Source organism: Micromonospora inositola, assembly GCF_900090285.1.
Lineage (GTDB): Bacteria > Actinomycetota > Actinomycetes > Mycobacteriales > Micromonosporaceae > Micromonospora > Micromonospora inositola.
Window position 1 is genome coordinate 5,413,393 of the sequence record NZ_LT607754.1, and the last position, 17,154, is coordinate 5,430,546.

Below are 17,154 nucleotides of genomic sequence, written 5' to 3' on the forward strand. Positions count from 1 at the left end.
GCGGGCTGAGCCGGGCTGTCCGGGCTGCTCGCTGGCGCGGTGCTCGGTGCCGTGCTGCTCCGCCTGGCACCGGAATGGGCGCCGGCCCTCGCGGCGGCGCTGGCGGTGGGGGTCCTCGTCGCGGCCGCCCGCACGGCGCGGAACACGGATGGCATCGACGTCCGGAGGGCGCGGTGATGAGGGCCGTCGTCTACCAGGGGGTGCGGAACGTCGAGGTGCGGGAGGTGCCCGACGCGACGCTGCAGGCGGAGACCGACGCGCTGGTACGGATCACCTCGACCGCGCTGTGCGGCACCGACCTGCACATGTACGACGGGCGGACCGGGGCCGAACCCGGCCTGGTGTTCGGCCACGAGCCGCTGGGCGTGGTCGAGCGGGTGGGCTCCGCGGTGCAGACCCTCCGGCCCGGGACCCGGGTGGTGGTCCCCACGCACCTGTTCTGCGGCACCTGCGCCATGTGCGCCCGGGGCTTGTCCGCGCTCTGCCTGCGGGCCCGGCCGGAGGGGCCCGGCGCCGCGTACGGCTACGCCGGGATGGGTCCCTACCGGGGCGCGCAGGCCGAGCTGCTCCGGGTGCCCTGGGCCGACGCGAACTGCCTGCCCCTGCCGGGCGAACCGGGCGACGGGCACGAGGACGACTTCGTACTTCTCGCCGACGCGTTCGTCACCGGCTGGCACTCCGCGGCCACCCTCGCCGACGTACATGCCGGGGACACCGTCGCGGTCCTCGGCGCGGGCACCATCGGACTGCTCAGCGCCTACTCCGCCCGCCTGCTCGGCGCCCGGGTCGTGTACTGCGTGGACGGGGTGGACGCCCGGCTGGACAAGGCCGGCGAGCTGGGCGCGGTCCCCGTCGACTTCCGCCGCGCCGACCCGGTGGCGCAGATCCACGCGGACCGGGCCCGCCGCGGGTTGCCGATCGGCGAGGAGAAGCTGCCCGGGGTGGACAAGGTCATCGACGCGGTGGGCTTCCAGGCCCACGACCGCGCCCACCCCGACCGGGAGCGTCCCGACCAGGTGCTGGCGGACGCCGCCCGGCTGGTCAACCCGGGCGGTGCGGTCGCCGTCGCGGGCGTGTACCCGGAGAAGGACACCGACCCCCGCACCGGCGGCAGCGCCGACGGGCACCTGAACGCGCCGTGGGGAACGCTGTTCGCCAAGGGGGTCGGCGTGCGGTTCGGGCGTACCCACGACCGCCGGTACACCCGACTGCTCCGCGACCTGGTGGTCTCCGGCCAGGCCCGGCCGGGCGTCATCGTCACCCACCACGGCGCGCTCGCCGACGCCCCCGCGCTGTACCGGCACTTCGACCGCCGCGAGCACGGGCTGATCAAGGCGGTGCTGCGCCTCTGACGCCGGGGCGCCACCGCCGTAGCTGCACGTGCGACGGGCGTAGGAAGCGGCGCGGCGGGTAACCGGCGGCGGCGAAGAGGTGACGGAACGGCGGGTACCGGTGGACACGACCGAGTTGCGGGTACCGGGCGTCGGCGGCGCGAGTGCGGAAGGGATCCTCGACCGGCCGAGCGTGACCAAGGTGGCCGGCGACCAGAACGCCGGATTCTTCCGCCCGGAGGCCACCCTGGGCGACCCGAGAGGGCCCGGTGGGGCCCTGATCGAGGCGTACCGCTGGGGCAACCTGACCGGCGGCCATGCCAGCCGGACCCTGTCCCTGGTGCTGTTGCTGCCGTTCATGCTGAGCAACATCGCGATCTGGATGCTGCCGCCGGGGCCGGCGGGGTCCGCGGCGGCCGCCCGGGCGATCTGCCGCCTGCTGGCCGCGACCCTGACCGCGATGTACGTGCTGTCGGTGGCCGGAGTGGCGATCGACCTCGTCGCCTGGCAGTGCGCCGCCTACCACCATTGCAGCGCGGACCGCCCGATGATCTCCTGGCTGGTCGGCGTGCAGCCGGGCCAGCGCATCGCGATGTCCGCCCTGGTGCCGATCGCCGCCATCGGAATGGCCTGGTGGCTCGGGGCGCGGTCGTGGCGGCTGCCCGAAGACGCCTCGGCCGAAGCGGTGCCGGGCGGCCTCGGCGCCCTCCGCCTCGACGCCCGCGATTTCTGGGACAACCGAGCCTTCCTGCGCCGGCTGCGGTCGCTGCACGTGGCGATCGCCCTGGGCGCCGTCGACGTCGTCCTGCTCAGTGTGGTCGCCCCGCACGACGACCGGACCATCGGCTACGGCCTGCTCGCCCTCACCGTCACCGTCATCGTCGCCGCCTTGGCGCTGCTCTGCCGCCCGGCACGCCCCGGCCACCCCGCAGACCGGCGGATCGCAGCAGCCATCCTCGCCGTGCGGGCGGCCATGCTGGCAGTCACCGCGCTGACGCTCGGCTACGCCGCCCTGCCCCGTTCCGAATGGGCGCCGGGGACCGAGTTGCCCGGCTACGACGCCCTGGTTGCCTGGCTCTACGTGAGTCAGGCTGTGCTGATGCTGGTCCTCGGCGCGATCGTCGTGCGGCAGCGAAGCAGGACCAGAAGCCCCGCGATCCTCGGCGGCCTGGGCGCCCCCGTCGTTGTCTCCTTCGCCATCGGATTCGGGGTGGCGTTCTCGTCCGCCCTGCTCTACGCCGCCTCCTACTACCTCGACAGGAGCCTCGATCCCAGGCCACGCCGCGTGCTGCCCGCCGGGATCCCGCCACTGCTGCCCCCTTTGGCGTACCGGTGGGCCGCGCTGGGCTTCTTCGTGGCCCTCCTGGTGACGGCACTCGCCACCCTCCTGCGCAGCCAGTTGACGTTGCGGCAGCGGCGCCGGACCGCGATGGAGATCGCGCGCCGCGACTTCCCGGACGCCCCGCCGGAACCGCAGCCGCGGGTCCGCTCGGTGCGCGACGCCATCGCCCGAGCGCAGCTGACCGACCGGAGCTGGCCGTTGCCCGCCGCGTACGCCGTCGTCTTCGTGCTGATCCTCGGCTCCGCCGGACTGTCGCTCGCCGGTATCGGGCCGAGAGATCTGGGCCTGCGCATCGGCGGTGAATCGCTGGCCCGGTCAGTGGTGTTCATCAGCCACCTGGGCACCAACCTGACCGGGCTCTTCGCCATCGCGATGGCGGTCGCCGCCCTGCTGGCCCACCGGTCGAGGGGCATCCGCCTGGTCGGGGTGTTGTGGGATCTGGCCACGTTCTGGCCGCGCACCGCCCACCCGCTCGCCCCGCCCTGCTACTCCGAACGCGCAGTGCCCGAGCTCACCCGACGGATCAGGTACCTGACCAGTCACGACGGCACCGTGGTGCTTTGCGGACACAGTCATGGCGCGGTGCTGGTGGCGGCGACGGTGCTACAACTGCCGCCCGCCTGCCTCGACCGGGTCGCGCTGCTGACCCATGCCAATCCGGTGCGCCGCCTCTACAGCAGGGTCTTTCCCGCGCATCTGGGTCCCGCGACGCTGCGCGACGTCGGCGACCGAGTGGGTTGGCGCTGGCTGAATCTGTGGCGGGACACCGACTCGATCGGCGGGTGGGTCTTCTCCCCGGACCCGGGCCGCTCGGCAGCGGAGGGCACGGGTCCGAATGGTGCGGCTGATCCGACGACCGGGGTGGACCGGCGGCTACGCGACCCGCATGGCCTGCTGACCCCGCCGGAGGACACCGTGCCACCACCGATCCAGGGTCACCGGTTCGACCCTGACGAGGACTACCAGGCTGCCGTCCGCCACCTGATGACCCGGCTGCGGGTCGGCGGCTGCTGAGCTACAGCGATCTGCCGATGTGGGGGCGTTGCGAGGTCAAAGCCCAGGCCGTCTACCAGGCCAACGGGCCCGTGGTGAGCTGCCATGGCGTCAGCGACCGAGCACGAAGTACCCAAGACCTAGAACGCCGCGATAGATGCCGACGTACTCGCGCAGCCGGGCATCGAGTTCCTCGCGGACCTCTGTCGCGCGGGGGTCCTCCGGATGCTCCAGCAGCCACTCCTGCCGGCCCGCGCGCCAGGTGGACTCGAAGTCATCCCATTCTCGCTGGTCGGCAGTGCTGAGGTGCAGGACCCGCCAACCCAGCCCACGTGCGTGCTCGATGAGGTCCGCGAGCGGCATGGTCTCGTCCCCGAAGATCTCCGCAGCCTCGGCCGTCGGTGGACGCTCCCAGTACCCGTCACCGAACAGGAGCCGACCACCGGGCCGGACGAGCCCGGCGAGCGCCTTGAGGGCAACCGCCGTCCCGCCAAAGGCATGCGCGGCGCCAACGCACAGGACACGGTCGGCTGGCTCCCGCCAGGCCGCCGCTTCCCCCTTCACGAAGGTGACGTGCTTGTCCAACGACCGGCCCTCGGCCAGCGCCCGCCCCCTCGCGAGAGCAGCATCGTCCGTGTCGACGCCGATGCCCGTCGTCGCAGCCGCGCCGCCCACGCCGCCGGCGGCAACTGCCCTCAGCAGCAGCTCACCCCACCCACAGCCGAGGTCGAGCACGCGTGCGCCAGGGCGGACATCAAGCCGCCCCAGCAGCAGCTCGGCATGCTCCTCCGACAACGGCGTATTCCAGCGCATCCGCACATAGCGCAGAGCGGCGAGGTCATCGGTCGGCTGCATCCGTTGAGGGTGCCGAGTCCTGATCGACGGCGCATCCCCGTTTCGCGACCACCAAGGTAATCCGATCGCTGCGTCAGGCGTGTCCGGCCAGGCCATGTAGGACTACCAGACCGGGCACGGCGACGCGGCCGAGTTCAGCGCCGGTGGCGGAATCGTGCCAGCTCACGGCGTCGGTCTGGCCCACGTAGAGGCGTTTGCTGTCGGGGCTCAGTACAAGACCGGCGACGCGCTCGCGGACCTGCCAATCGGCGGCGAGGCGGAGGCGCGCGAGACCCACCGTGCGCACCGCGGTGCCGGCCCCGATGAAGAGCCGGTCGGGGTCGGCGGCGGCGTGTCCGGCGCCGGTGTCCTTGGCCAGCGTGGCAGTGCGCCGTACCGTCAGCTCCTCCGTGGAGATCTCCGCGACGCTGCCCGACGTGACGTCGGCGACGAAGAGCTGGCCTCCGTCGGGGCTGATCGCCATGGCGTGACCGCTCGCGGACGCCACCCCGAACGGGTGCGGCAGGTCAATGCAGTACGCCCATCGCGCCGCGAGGTTCAGCGTGTGCACGAACGCGTGCGCGTTGCCCGGCCGCCCGCTGATCAGGTTGCGGGTGTGCTGGTGGTCGGGCTGATGGGTGTAGAGCGTGTAGAGGGTCGTGCGATCCGGCGCGAGCACGGCCTGGCGCCCGTCGCCACGCATCTCCTCCTCGGCGCCGGGCGGGATCGGCGCCTTGGTGCGGGTGTAGAGAGGACCGGGCGCCCTGGTGGCGAGATCGACGACGCGGACCCGGTAGCGATCCGGCGCCTTCGCCGGGAGCCACTCGAGGACGAACAGTCCGGCGAGATCCTCGGTGAACGTTTCCGGTACGAAGTTGCCCCGCAACTCCAGCCGGTGCTGGACCCCGGTGACGTCGGCGATCAGCACCGGGGTCACGTCCCGCCCCTCCGGGCGCCCCTTGGTGACATTCACCTCGTTCGACGTGAGCGCCACCTTCGTACCGCTGACCGACACGGCCTGAGGCACCCAGCGTCCGGGCAGCTTGAGGCGAGTGGAGGTGCGGCCCGTGGCGGTGTCGATCCGCCAGAAGGCGGTGTCGGCGCCCTCGGGTGCGGTCGCGTAGATCGCCAGCCCGTCGGCGGTGGCGAGGGAATGCGGGATCGTCTGCCGGTCCGCACCACGCAGTACGCCAAGCCCGTCGTCGACCTCGACGAGCAGTGCGTCGGGGATCGTGACGGCGGTGGTCGAGTTCGGGCTTCGAGCTGGATCGCAGCCGACCAGCGCTGCGGCGCCGGTACCGGCGAGCACCGTCAGAATGGTGCGACGCGAGATCGGTGTCGTTGCCATCATGCCCGGGTGACACCACCGCACCCGCCGCGGTTCCACCCGACGCGTGGAACCCGCACGGCGCGGGCGGTGTCATGAGTGTGATCCAACCGGAGGTTTCCACTGGACGACGAAGAACTCGTCACCCGCGCTCGGGTAGGTGACCTGGAGGCGTATGACCTCCTGGTCGCTCGGCACACCGCGTCCGCGTACCGGACGGCGGTGCTGCTCGGCGCGGGCTCGGAGGCGGAGGACGTCATCCAGGAGGCGTTTGTGAAGGGGTATCGCAAGCTCTCCCGCTATCGGGGAGAGTCGGCCTTCCGCTCATGGCTCCTGGCGATCGTCGCCAACGAGACCCGCAACCTGCACCGGTCGCGCAACCGGCGGGACGGACTCGTCCTGCGGGCCGCGGCGGCGAATCCGGAATCGGAGATCGCCGAGGATGTCGCGGTCGGCGCCGTCCTCGCCCGGGAACGCCGCGCCAGGCTGGTACAGGCCCTGCGCCTGCTGCCGGAGAGGGACCGTGAGGTGATCGTCTGCCGATTCTTCCTCGATCTCAGCGAGGACGAGACCGTGGCGATGTTGGGATGGCCCCGAGGCACGGTGAAGTCGCGGACATCTCGGGCACTGGCGAAGCTGCGCGGCCTGCTCGACCTTGAGGAGGTCCATCGTGGATGACCTCGAAAGGGAGCTGCGCGACCTCTCCGCCTGGCTGGAGGCACCCGACGCGCCCGACGTGACCGCCCGCGTGCACGCACAGCTCGCCGCACCCGTGCCGAGGCGACGCCGGTGGCGCTACTACGTCGCCGCGGCGCTCGTCGCCCTGCTCGTCGCGTTGCTGCCGCCGGGGCGGGCCGCCCTCGCCGACGCCGTGGCGGGGCTGCTGCGCTTCGCGGGGATCAGCATCGCGACGTCGCCCGCACCGGCGATGCCCACCGGCACACCGTCACCGTTGCCGTCGCAGCGGGCCGCCGCCTTGGCGGAGGCGCAGCGGAGGGTGCGCTTCCCGATCCGCCTACCGGCGAAGCTGGGCCCGCCCGAGCAGGTACTGGTCGCCGACCTCGATGACACGGGCACCTATCGAGTCGCGACTCTGCTCTATCGCGGGGGCGCGCTGCGCATCGATGCCTTCGACGGTCGTCTCGACCCGGTCTTCCAGAAACAGGCCAGCGGGCCGGGCGCGGACTGGGTCCAGGTCAACGACGACTTCGCCGTGTGGATCGGCGGCCCACATGCACTGACCTACGTCGATCGCATCGGCGCGGTCCGCGTGGAGACCGCGCGGCTCGCCGCCTCGACCCTGATCTGGCAGGAGGCTGGCGTGAGCTATCGGCTTGAGGGCGACCTCACCAAGATGGAGGCTATTGAGATCGCCAACTCGCTGAATTAGCGGAAGCCCCGCCAGGGCCCAACCAGCGCATCCGCGCGCCGCGTCGCCCGGACGGGCCAGCTGCCTGGCCTCCCGCCGCAGCCTGGCAACCGGGTCATGGTCGACACCGATGGTGCTGCTCTCGAAACCGGTCGGGCCGGACAGATGGATGTGGCCGCGGTCGGTGCTGTCCCGGCGGGCGTACTCGGGCTGCCCGCGGCCCTCCAACAAACGGCGCAGTGCGGCAGCGGACAGCGAGGGGTCGCCGTCACCGGCGCACGAGCACCCTTGTCACGCCCGAACCTGCGGGTGACGTGTGGTGGGAAACGGGTAGCGGCCCGGCATTCGATGACGTGGCGCGGCCCGGGGAGGCCCACACCAGGCGTCGCTCGCGCGACCCCTTTCCGTTCTGTGATCAACGAACTACGGTAGGCGCGACACTAGTGCCGGCGAACGGGGGTGCCCCGCGTGGAGGAGTTCGACTACGTCGTGGTCGGTGCGGGCTCGGCCGGGTGCGTGCTGGCCAATCGGTTGACCGAGGATCGGGGCACCCGGGTGCTGCTGATCGAGGCGGGTGGTTGGGATAGCAGTCCGTTCGTCCGCATCCCCAAGGGCTTCAGCCGGCTGATGGACGACCGGCGCACCGCCTGGCACTACCCGGCTGCGGCGGGGCCGGCGCACCGCGAGGTCTGGCAGCGCGGTCGCATGATCGGCGGGTCCAGCTCGATCAATGGAATGGTGTACGGCCGCGGCGACCGGCTCGACTACGACGGGCTGGAACGCCTGGGTAACCCCGGGTGGGGATGGGACACCATGCTGCCGATTTTCAAGCGGCTGGAGGACAACCCGTTCGGCGCCTCTGACGTACGCGGAGCCGGTGGGCCGCTGCGGCTGTCCAGCGCGACCGGTACCGACGAGCTCTGCGAGGAGACGATCGCCGCCGGGGTGGAGTTGGGCTGGCACCGGGCGGACGATCTGAACGCCCACGACGACGAGCGGATCGGCTACCTCATGGCGACCATTCGCGACGGTCGCCGGACCAGTGCCGCCGATGCTTTCCTGCACCCGGTACGCGACCGGCCCAACCTGACCGTGGCGGTGGGGACGGTCGTGCTCCGGGTCCTCGTGCAGGACGGCCGAGCGATCGGGGTGCGCGCCCGCCGGCACGCGCAGACGATTGACTATGCCGCCTCCGCTGAGGTGATCCTCGCCGCCGGCGCCATCGCCACCCCGCAGTTGTTGCAGGTTTCCGGCATCGGTCCGGCCGACACGCTGCGCCGCGCCGGTGTCGACGTGCTGCTCGACCGGGCCCGGGTGGGGGCCGGCATGCGGGAGCACCGGTCGATGCCGTTGCAGTTCCGGCTGAACACCGCGGGCGGCTACAACCCGATGCTCAGCGGCCGGCTCGGCCAGGGGCGGGCCATGCTGCGGTACCTGCTGACCCGCCAGGGCCCGCTCGCCCTGCCGGTGTACGACGTCGGGGCGTACATCCGCTCCGGCCCGGAGGCGGACCGTCCCGACGCGCAGCTGCTGATCGCGCCCTTCTCGGCGGCGCCGCGGCGCCCGGGGCGCGCGCTGGAGTTGGAGACCGAGCCGGGGCTGATGGGCCTGGCGACCGTGACCCGGCCGGACAGCGAGGGCAGTCTGGCAATCACCTCGGCGGATCCGGCGGTGTCACCGCGGATCGTCGCCAACTATTTCCGGACCCCACATGACCGTCGCGTCGCGGTGGGCGCCTTCCGGCGGATGCGGGAGCTGTTCGCCACCGGGCCGATCGCGAAGCGGATCTCCGCGGAGACACTGCCCGGTCCGGCGGTACAGGACGACGGCGAAATCATCAACGCGGCGCTGGCGCACGGCTACTGCGGGTACCACGCGGTAGGGACCTGCGCGATGGGCCCGGACGACGAGTTCGTGGTCGACCCGCGGCTCCGGGTCCGCGGCGTCGACGGCCTGCGGATCGTCGACGCCTCCGTGCTGCCGGTACTGGTCTCCGGCTACCTCAACGCCCCGGTGATGGCACTGGCCTGGCGGGCCGCCGACCTGATCCTGGCGTGAGACGTGCCCCGTTGAGCGAGTACGGAATGCAGGACAACGAACGGCCGAGGTCCTCTCGGCACCGTTGAGCAGTTCGCGGTCACGTTCGAGAGGATCTGACCGGAATGCCGCCTATCGCCGACGCCAGTCCGGCAACCGAGGCACCAGGACGGTCAGCCCACGAGGAGCCCACCCAGCACGGCCACGTCCACCGCGAAGGGTAGATACATCGGACCAGAGCCGAAGATGTCTCGGAACGCGTCGGCCACATACGTCGTCGGCACCGCGTACGCCAGCGGGCGAAGCACCGCCGGGTGGGCGTCCAGCCGCGTCATCACTGGCGAGAGGAGGAGCGCGAAGGCGAGGACGGCCACGACTGCGGCGATGGAGATTCCGGCGATCGCGAGGCACACCCGAGGGCTGAACGACCAGGCCCGCGGAGCACCGAGGCCCGGGGCCGCCGCGGACCCAGCGGTGCCCTGAGCCACCCCGGGGCCGACCACCGGACCCGGCGGTGCGATGAGCGGCCGAGGCCGCCCACCGCACAGGTGGGCCGCCAGGACGTGCCTGACGGCCCAACGGTGGCTCAGTGGATGGCGACTGGTGTCGTGGACTGCTCCCCCTGGTCGCCGAGCAGGTGCGACGGCTCGCGTCGACGGGGCAGGAACGCGACCGGGATGAACGTGGCCAGCACGAGCGCGAATCCGACCCAGAACGTGGTGGCGAAGGAGTTGGCCGCGAAGTCGAGGCCGCGCTCGATGATCGACGGATCGACCGGGAACTGCTGGGTCAGCTCCGGCCGCTGCTGGCTGGCGATGGCCAGCCCGGCCTCAGTGATCGGCTTGCCGCTCGGATCCGTCACGCCGGGGATCGGCCGGGAGCCGTTCAGCTCGTTGGTGAGGATCACCGACATCACCGCGGCGCCTACCGAGCCGCCGATCTGCTGAAGGATGTTGACCAGGGTGGAGCCGCGGGCCACCTCCTGGGCGTGCAGGGTCTTCAGCGCCGAGGTCATGATCGGCATCATGGTGCCCCCCATGCCCAGGCCCATGACGAACAGCGACCCGCAGAGCAGCCAGTACGAGGTGTGCGGGTCGACCTGGGTGAAGGTGAAGAACCCGAGGACGATGAGCCCCAGCGCGAAGGGCACCGTCCGGCCGACGGGCACCCGGTCGGCCAAGATCCCGGCGACCGGCATCGTGATCATCGCGCCGATGCCCTGTGGTGCGATCAGCAGGCCGGCGGCCAGCGTCGACTCGCCGCGGACCTGCAGGAAGTAGCTCGGGAACAGCAGCCCGGCGCCCATGAACGCGATGATGAACACGAACAGGGTCGCCGCCGCGACGGTCAGGTTGCGGTTGGCAAACAGCCGCAGGTCGAGCAGGGGGTGCCGAGGCTTGAACGAGTACATGACGAACCCCACCACGAGCGCGGCGCCGATCAGCATGGGCACCCACACCTCAGCGTCGGCGAACGTGCCGGCCTCGGGCAGCGAGGAGACGCCGTAGAGAAACAGGGCGAGCCCCGGCGAGAGCATCAGCATGCCGAGGAAGTCGAACGACTCCGACGGCTCGGGGTTGTCCTTCGGCAGCGCCAGCAGAGCGTAGACGAGCGCGACGGCGCCGATCGGCAGGTTGATCAGGAAGATCCAGCGCCAACTCGCCGTGTCGATCAGCCACCCGCCGAGGATCGGGCCGCCGATCGGCCCGAGCAGCATCGGGATGCCGAGGACAGCCATCAACCGACCGATCCGGTTCGGCCCGGCCGCCCGAGTCATGATCGTCATGCCCAGCGGCATGAGCATGCCGCCGCCGAGGCCCTGCAGGACGCGGTAGCCGATCAGCTGTCCGATCGTGTCGGCAGTGGCGCACAGCCCGGACCCGATCGTGAACAGCCCCAGCGCGACCATGTAGAGGCGCTTGGTGCCGAAACGGTCTGCGGCCCAACCGCTGAGCGGGATCACCGTGGCCAGCGCGAGCGTGTAGCCGGTCATCGTCCACGCGACTCGGGCGTAGGACGCGTCGAACTCGCTCTGGAACGTCGGTAGCGCGACGCTGACGACCGTCACATCGAGGATCGACATGATCGCACCGAGAACGACGACTCCCGCCACCTTGAGAACCGCGGCGTCGAGCTTGTCCGGTGTCGCGACAGATTGCTGGGTCACAAAAAGTCTCCTGAGTTCGGTTCGGCCGCCGGACGGTGGGCGGCACCGCGCCTGTCGAGCGCGAGGTGTCACGTACGGAAAGCGAGGTCCACACGCAGACTAAAGACCCGCACCGACACTTGCGCTCGGATTAGCAGCCACCGCCCTCGGCGGCAGGTCAGCGCCAGCCCGTCGTCGACCCGAGTATGCCCCGTACCGCCCGGTCCAGAATGTCACTGCCGTCCACCTCGAGCCCTGCAGCGACGGGCAGGGCGCGCACCTCGGACCTTCTCCCCGCCCGCTCGCGCTGTCCTTGCCGAAGCCGGTCAACCGCCGTCGGAGCCGCTGACGACTCGCAGGAGCTCAGCGCGTGCGGCCTGCAGGGCGACGAACAATGCTCCCGTGAGGGATGCCGCCTCGCCCAGCGCGCTGGTCTCGATCCGTGGCGGAAACGGCGCGTACGCGTTGACGGTCTCCCGGACCGTCGGCAGCAGCAGCGGGTTGCGGCCGACGCCCCCGCCGAGGACGACGAGCTCGGGGTCGAAGATCGCACACGCGCTGGCGATCGTGAGGCCGAGTTGCCGAGCCTCCGCCTCCACCAGATCACGCGCGGCGGGCACGCCCGTGGCGGCCTGGGCGAACAACTCCTCCACCGAAGACGGCCGCGTGCCGGGCCAGGACCTGCGGGCGTCGAGAGCCGCGAGAACGCCGTACGCCCCGGCCTCGTCGGCCAGCTGCTCCCTGCCGCGACCGACCCGCTGTCCCGGCGGCACCGAACCCGGCAGCGGGAGGTAGGCCACCTCTCCGGCGGCACCGTGCGCGCCGCGTACGAGCTCGCCGTCGTGAACCAGACCCATGCCGATGCCGGCACCGACGGCCAGGAACGCGAACGTCCCGACCTCCCGGGCGTGCCCCCGCCAGCGCTCGCCCAGCGCCGCGAGGTTGACGTTGTTCTCCAGCACGATCGGAGCGTCGACGCGCGCCTCGAGCGGGGTGATCAGGTCGAACGAGCCCTCCTCACCGAGGTTGCGGGCGACCGACATGGTGCGACCGTCGGCATGGACGGCACCGGGCGCCGACACGCCGACCCTACGAAGTGGCCCGAGCTGATCCCCCACCGCCTTCGTCGCGGCCGTGATCATCCGGGCAACCTGCACGGCGACACGGATCGCGCCGGTTGCTCTGGTGGCCTGCCGCTGCTCGAAACAGAGAGCGCCGCTCATGTCCGCCGCCGCGACCCGGAGGTTGTCGCCACCGACGTCGACCGCGACCACGTACCCCGCGGTTGGGGCAAGCCGGTAGTAGGTGGGCACCCGACCCGGACGACCGCGTCGCACACCGGCGTCGACGATCAGGCCGGTGTCGACGAGCCGGCGTACCACCTCGGAGATGGTGGGCCGCGACAAACTCGTCCGGTTGGCAAGCTCCGGCCGGGTCATGGGCACGCTGTCGAGCAGTGCGGCCAGCACCAACCGACCGGACGAGTCGACGGAGACCAAGGCTTCCACTCCTTCGCCTGTTGGATCCGGAAGGCTGCGATGACGGCCTTGACCCGTGATCGCGAACCGAGTACAAGTTTTTGTTAAGCAGCCTACCTAATGCCCAGGAGGGCGATCATGTCGGAGAGCATGAGCGAGCTGTCCAGGCGAAGACTCCTTCAATTGTCGGCTGTCAGTGGCGCGGGCCTCCTTCTCGCGGCCTGCGACGTCGGCGGAGGCAACGACAGTGGCGCGAGCGGTGACCGGGGCGCGGCAGGCACCGGTGAAGGCCAGATCAAGGCGCTGTTCATGAAGCAGGCCGGCTATTCCGAGGACGACATCCGCGCGATGACCGACGAGTTCCAGAAGAAGTATCCGAAGATCACCATCGAGCCGTCCTTCGTCGCCTACGAGGCGCTGCACGACAAGATCGTGGCGGCGGCCCCGGCCAGCACCTTCGACGTGGTGCTGATCGACGTGATCTGGCCGGCCGAGTTCGGCAGCAAACGCATCGTCACCGACGTGACCGACCAGTTCCCCGCGGCGTGGAAGAGCGACATGCTCGGTGGGGCGCTGGCGACCGCCGCCTACCGTGACCGCTACTTCGGCGTCCCGTGGATTCTCGACACGAAGTACTTCTTCTACAACACGGACATGCTGAGCAGGGCGGGCGTCGCTCCGGCGAGCCTGTCCACCTGGGAGGGCGTCCTCGCAGCCGCCCGGACGCTCAAGGCGAAGAAGGTCGTCGACTATCCGCTGATCTGGAGCTGGAAGCAGGCTGAGGCGCTCATCTGCGACTACACGCAGCTCGTGGGCGCCTTCGGCGGCAAGTTCCTGTCGGACGACGGCGGATCCGTGGCCTTCAACACCGGCGGGGGCCTGCAGGCGCTGGAGTTCATGAAGATGACCCTCGACACCAAGCTCACCAACCCCAACTCGGTCGAGTCCCTGGAAGAGGACGTTCGCAAGATCTTCTCCGACGGCCAGGCGGCCATGGCGCTCAACTGGACCTACATGTTCAACGCCGCCAACGACCCGCAGCAGTCGAAAGTCGTCGGCAAGGTCGGCGTGGCGGCCACGCCAGCGGGACCGGCCAGCGCCCCGGGCGTCAACGGCTCGATGGCCCTGTCGGTCAGCTCCGGCAGTAAGAACCAGAAGGCCGCCTGGACATACGTCAGCTACATCACCAGCGCTGACGTGCAGAACAAGTACGCCAAGAGTTCGCTGCCGTGCTGGACGAAGTCGTACGACGACAGTGCGGTCGTGTCCGCGCTGCCGCAGGTGGTGCCGGTGGCCCGGAAACAGCTCGCCAACCTCATCGCCCGGCCGCAGGTGCCCCGCTACAACGAGATCAGCCAGATCCTGCAGGCCGAGGTGCAGAACGCGTTGCTCGGCAGGAAACCGGCGAAGAAGGCTCTGGACGACGCCGCCGAACAAGCCCGTAGCCTGCTGTCATGACGGCGGCGCCCCCGGCGCGCCCGGCACCCGCGCCACCGGCGACTCGGCGTGTCCCGCCGGCGCGCCGGTGGCCGTTTACCAGGCGCGCCGGGGGCGGTCAGGTCCGGCTGGCGCTGCTGCTGCTCCTGCCCGCGGCGATCGTCGTGTTCGGCGTGGTGCTGTACCCGGCCGGGCGCGCTCTCGTCATCTCGTTCTACGACGTCGACAGCCCGTTCCCCGGTCGCTACCCGCTCGTCGGCCTACGCAACTACACCGAGATCCTTGCCGACCACCGGTTGTGGACGGCGGTCGGGCACACCGCCTACTTCACCGCCGTCTCCACCGCGCTCGAGCTCGTCCTCGGTCTGGGGCTGGCTCAACTGCTCGCCGCGCCGTTGCGGCTGCGGTGGCTCTTCCGCGCGATCGTGATCCTGCCGTGGGCGCTGCCGACGATCGTCAACGCAGCGATGTGGCGGTGGATCCTCAACGCCCAGTACGGCGTGGCCAACGCGCTGCTCACCGAACTGCACCTGCAGGGCGGCTATCGGTCGTGGCTGGGCAGCGACCCCTTCCTCGCCCTGAACATGGTGATCGTGGCCGACGTCTGGAAGAACACGTCACTGGTCGCGTTCTTCCTGCTGGCCGGCCTACAGACGATCCCGCAAGGGCTCTACGAGGCGGCGCGGGTGGACGGGGCGGGGCCGATCCGCTCGTTCTTCCGCATCACGCTCCCACTGCTGGTGCCCAATATCGCGCTGGTGCTGGTGCTGCGCACCATCGAGGCGTTCAAGGTGTTCGACATCGTCTACGTCATGACCGGCGGTGGTCCCGCGAGCGGCACCCAGACGGTCACCTTCTTCACCTACCTCCAGGCGTTTTCGGCCCAACGGTTCAGCTCGGGGGCGTCGTTGGCCTATCTGACGGTGGTCGCCATCCTCGTGCTGGCCCTGATCTACCTTCGGCTGCTGCGGCAGAGCGAGCTGAGGTCGCCATGAGAGCAAGCCTGGGCTATCGCCTCTTCATCCACCTGGCCGCGCTCGCCACGTCCGCGGTGATCCTCGCGCCGTTCGCCTGGCTGCTCTACTCGTCGTTCGTGGGGCAGACCGACCTCGTCTCCCGGCCGATGCGCTGGCTGCCCGAGCACGTCACGCTGGACCGTTACCGCGAGATCTTCGCCGGCGGCGGCACCAGCGCCGGCGCCGCGTTCCGCAGCGCGATGGTCAACAGCTTCCTGGTGGCGGGCGGGACGGTGATCATTGCGCTCACCGTCGGGGTGCTGGGCGGTTACGCGCTGGCCCGGCTGCGGTTTCCCCTCAGGCGGGTGACGCTGCTGTCGTTCCTGGTCACCTACATGCTGCCACCGATCGCCCTGATCATCCCGCTCTATCTGCTCATGTCGCGCTTCGGGCTGCTCGACACCAGGACCGGTCTCATCATCGTGTACTGCTCGCTGGCCACGCCGTTCGCCCTGTGGAACATGAGCACCTTCTTCGCATCCCTGCCGGTGGAGCTCGAGGAGGCCGCCCGAGTAGACGGATGTACCCGACTCGGCGCCCTCGTACGAGTGATGCTGCCGCTGTCCAAGCCCGGCATCCTGGCCACCGCCCTCTATGCGTTCCTGTTGTGCTGGGACGAGTTCCTCTACTCGCTGATCTTCACGTCCACCGCACAGGCCAAGACGGTTCCGGTCGCGATCGCCGAGTTCACCGGGCGCAACGCCGTCGACTTCGGCCTCATCGCCGCCGGCGGGGTCCTCGCCGCGCTGCCGCCCGTGGCGCTGGCGGTGATGTTCCAGCGCTACCTCATCAGTGGCCTCGCGTCCGGGGCGGTGAAGGGATGACCGTCGCTTACCTCGCCGGGGTGCGGGCGCAGCCGGACAATTTGCGGCGCTCGGCCGAGACGGTGCGGGCGGCGCTGGCCGGGCCGGCCGGCGCCCAGGCCGCCGCGGCGTCACGATGGGGCAGCCTGTTGGCCTTCGGCATGGGTGCCAGCAGCCACGCCGCCGCCGGCTTCGCCGCCGTCCTGCGCGCCGGCGGCTTGCCCGCGATCTCGGCGAGCGCCGCCGACCTGCACGACGGGGTACCACCGGGACTCGCCGCCGCATTCTTGGGCATCAGCCAGTCAGGCCGCAGCCGGGACACAGTTGACACACTGGCCGGCGTGCCGGCCGGACCGGCCGCCCGGCTCGCCCTGACCAACCACCCGGACAGCCCGCTCGGCGCGGCGGCCGACACCGTCGTGACGCTGGGCTGCGCCCTGGACACCCCGGTGTCCACGCTGAGCTACACCGCCACGCTGCAGGCGCTCGGCCTGCTCGCCGAGCGGATCAGCGGTCGCCCCCAGACGGACTGGGACCTGCTGCCCGACCTGGCGGCCGAGGTGCTCGAGGATGACGTCGAGCCGCTAGCGGAGGCCCTCACCGGCGCCGGCTGCGTCGACGCCGTCGCTTCCGGGGTACGGCTGGCGACGGCGGGCGCCGCGGCCCTGCTCCTGCGTGAGGCCGCCCACCTGCCCACCGCCAGCTTCGCCACCCACGAATACCTGCACGGGCCGTTGGAGACTGCGGGACCGGGCCACGCAGTGCTGCTGTTCGGCGCGGGCCGCGAGGTCTCCCTCGCTGCCGACCTCGCCGGATACGGCGCGCGTGTCGTCCTGGTCACCGACGCCGAAGCCGGCGAGCCCACGCATGACAACCTGCGGGTCGTCCGGCTTCCGGGCGTTGCCGGCCTCGGCGGCTGTGTACTCGACATCCTTCCCGTACAGCTCGCCGCGCAGGCCCTGGCGGAGCGCGCCGGCCGGCCGATCGAGCTTCGACACATGCCGGCCGACACCAAGCTGCCGCCAGGATGAGCCGGAGCGG

General features: G+C 70.9%; 14 protein-coding genes. 9 read left to right on the forward strand and 5 right to left on the reverse strand.

Annotated features, from left to right (window positions below):
• Positions 1-176: 176 nt before the first annotated feature.
• Both GA0070613_RS25880 and GA0070613_RS25885 read left to right on the forward strand, forming a co-directional pair.
• Positions 177-1,352 carry a glutathione-independent formaldehyde dehydrogenase gene (locus tag GA0070613_RS25880; RefSeq protein WP_089014653.1) on the forward strand — a complete coding sequence of 392 codons (1,176 nt, stop codon included), beginning with the start codon at positions 177-179 and terminating at the stop codon, positions 1,350-1,352.
• 100 nt (positions 1,353-1,452) lie between these two features.
• A complete protein-coding gene (locus GA0070613_RS25885; protein WP_157746538.1) occupies positions 1,453-3,687 on the forward strand; it encodes a hypothetical protein in 2,235 nt (744 codons plus the stop codon).
• Positions 3,688-3,777: 90 nt separating this feature from the next.
• On the opposite strand, the gene GA0070613_RS25890 is transcribed toward GA0070613_RS25885, so the two are convergent.
• Both GA0070613_RS25890 and GA0070613_RS25895 read right to left on the reverse strand, forming a co-directional pair.
• A complete protein-coding gene (locus tag GA0070613_RS25890; RefSeq protein ID WP_089014655.1) occupies positions 3,778-4,521 on the reverse strand; it encodes a class I SAM-dependent methyltransferase in 744 nt (247 codons plus the stop codon).
• A gap of 73 nt (positions 4,522-4,594) precedes the next feature.
• Positions 4,595-5,809, reverse strand: a complete 1,215-nt coding sequence (locus GA0070613_RS25895; RefSeq protein WP_231929474.1) for a YncE family protein — start codon at positions 5,807-5,809, stop codon at positions 4,595-4,597.
• Between the two features lie 240 nt (positions 5,810-6,049).
• Here GA0070613_RS25895 and GA0070613_RS25900 point away from each other — a divergent pair, with 240 nt between their 5' ends.
• From GA0070613_RS25900 to GA0070613_RS25910, 3 genes are all read left to right on the forward strand, one after another.
• Positions 6,050-6,505 (forward strand): RNA polymerase sigma factor, encoded by a 456-nt coding sequence (locus tag GA0070613_RS25900; protein ID WP_231929475.1) that lies wholly within the window; start codon positions 6,050-6,052, stop codon positions 6,503-6,505.
• The gene (locus GA0070613_RS25905) at positions 6,498-7,217 is read left to right on the forward strand and encodes a hypothetical protein (protein WP_089014657.1); all 720 of its coding nucleotides are present in this window, start codon (positions 6,498-6,500) and stop codon (positions 7,215-7,217) included. Before GA0070613_RS25900 ends, GA0070613_RS25905 begins: the two co-directional genes overlap by 8 nt.
• Before the next feature lie 447 nt (positions 7,218-7,664).
• Positions 7,665-9,254, forward strand: coding sequence for a GMC family oxidoreductase (locus GA0070613_RS25910; RefSeq protein WP_089014658.1), 1,590 nt, complete (start codon positions 7,665-7,667; stop codon positions 9,252-9,254).
• 152 nt (positions 9,255-9,406) lie between these two features.
• Here GA0070613_RS25910 and GA0070613_RS25915 read toward each other — a convergent pair whose 3' ends face one another.
• The 3 genes from GA0070613_RS25915 to GA0070613_RS25925 all read right to left on the reverse strand — a co-directional run bounded on the left by GA0070613_RS25915 (position 9,407) and on the right by GA0070613_RS25925 (position 12,878).
• Entirely contained in the window at positions 9,407-9,646 is a 240-nt protein-coding gene (locus tag GA0070613_RS25915; RefSeq protein ID WP_089014659.1) for a hypothetical protein, read from the reverse strand.
• 173 nt (positions 9,647-9,819) lie between these two features.
• Entirely contained in the window at positions 9,820-11,400 is a 1,581-nt protein-coding gene (locus tag GA0070613_RS25920; RefSeq protein ID WP_089014660.1) for a DHA2 family efflux MFS transporter permease subunit, read from the reverse strand.
• A gap of 305 nt (positions 11,401-11,705) precedes the next feature.
• Positions 11,706-12,878, reverse strand: coding sequence for an ROK family transcriptional regulator (locus GA0070613_RS25925; protein WP_089014661.1), 1,173 nt, complete (start codon positions 12,876-12,878; stop codon positions 11,706-11,708).
• 117 nt (positions 12,879-12,995) lie between these two features.
• On the opposite strand from GA0070613_RS25925, the gene GA0070613_RS25930 reads away from it, so the two are divergent.
• From GA0070613_RS25930 to GA0070613_RS25945, 4 genes are read left to right on the forward strand one after another with little or no spacing between them, the layout of a single operon-like run.
• Positions 12,996-14,315: an extracellular solute-binding protein gene (locus GA0070613_RS25930; RefSeq protein ID WP_197698993.1), complete on the forward strand. Its 1,320-nt coding sequence runs from the start codon at positions 12,996-12,998 to the stop codon at positions 14,313-14,315.
• Positions 14,312-15,289: a carbohydrate ABC transporter permease gene (locus tag GA0070613_RS25935; RefSeq protein ID WP_089014662.1), complete on the forward strand. Its 978-nt coding sequence runs from the start codon at positions 14,312-14,314 to the stop codon at positions 15,287-15,289. Before GA0070613_RS25930 ends, GA0070613_RS25935 begins: the two co-directional genes overlap by 4 nt.
• Complete coding sequence (locus GA0070613_RS25940) at positions 15,286-16,134, forward strand: carbohydrate ABC transporter permease (protein WP_089014663.1); 849 nt, start codon at positions 15,286-15,288, stop codon at positions 16,132-16,134. Before GA0070613_RS25935 ends, GA0070613_RS25940 begins: the two co-directional genes overlap by 4 nt.
• Entirely contained in the window at positions 16,131-17,144 is a 1,014-nt protein-coding gene (locus tag GA0070613_RS25945) for an SIS domain-containing protein (protein ID WP_089014664.1), read from the forward strand. The genes GA0070613_RS25940 and GA0070613_RS25945 overlap by 4 nt, the downstream gene beginning before the upstream one ends.
• Positions 17,145-17,154: the final 10 nt, after the last annotated feature.

Excerpts from the sequence above, each read along its gene's own strand:
- GA0070613_RS25880 (WP_089014653.1), top strand. The coding sequence starts at position 177 with ATGAGGGCCGTCGTCTACCAGGGGGTGCGGAACGTCGAGGTGCGGGAG.
- GA0070613_RS25890 (WP_089014655.1), bottom strand. The coding sequence starts at position 4,521 with ATGCAGCCGACCGATGACCTCGCCGCTCTGCGCTATGTGCGGATGCGC.
- GA0070613_RS25930 (WP_197698993.1), top strand. The coding sequence starts at position 12,996 with ATGTCGGAGAGCATGAGCGAGCTGTCCAGGCGAAGACTCCTTCAATTG.
- GA0070613_RS25935 (WP_089014662.1), top strand. The coding sequence starts at position 14,312 with ATGACGGCGGCGCCCCCGGCGCGCCCGGCACCCGCGCCACCGGCGACT.
- GA0070613_RS25940 (WP_089014663.1), top strand. The coding sequence starts at position 15,286 with ATGAGAGCAAGCCTGGGCTATCGCCTCTTCATCCACCTGGCCGCGCTC.
- GA0070613_RS25945 (WP_089014664.1), top strand. The coding sequence starts at position 16,131 with ATGACCGTCGCTTACCTCGCCGGGGTGCGGGCGCAGCCGGACAATTTG.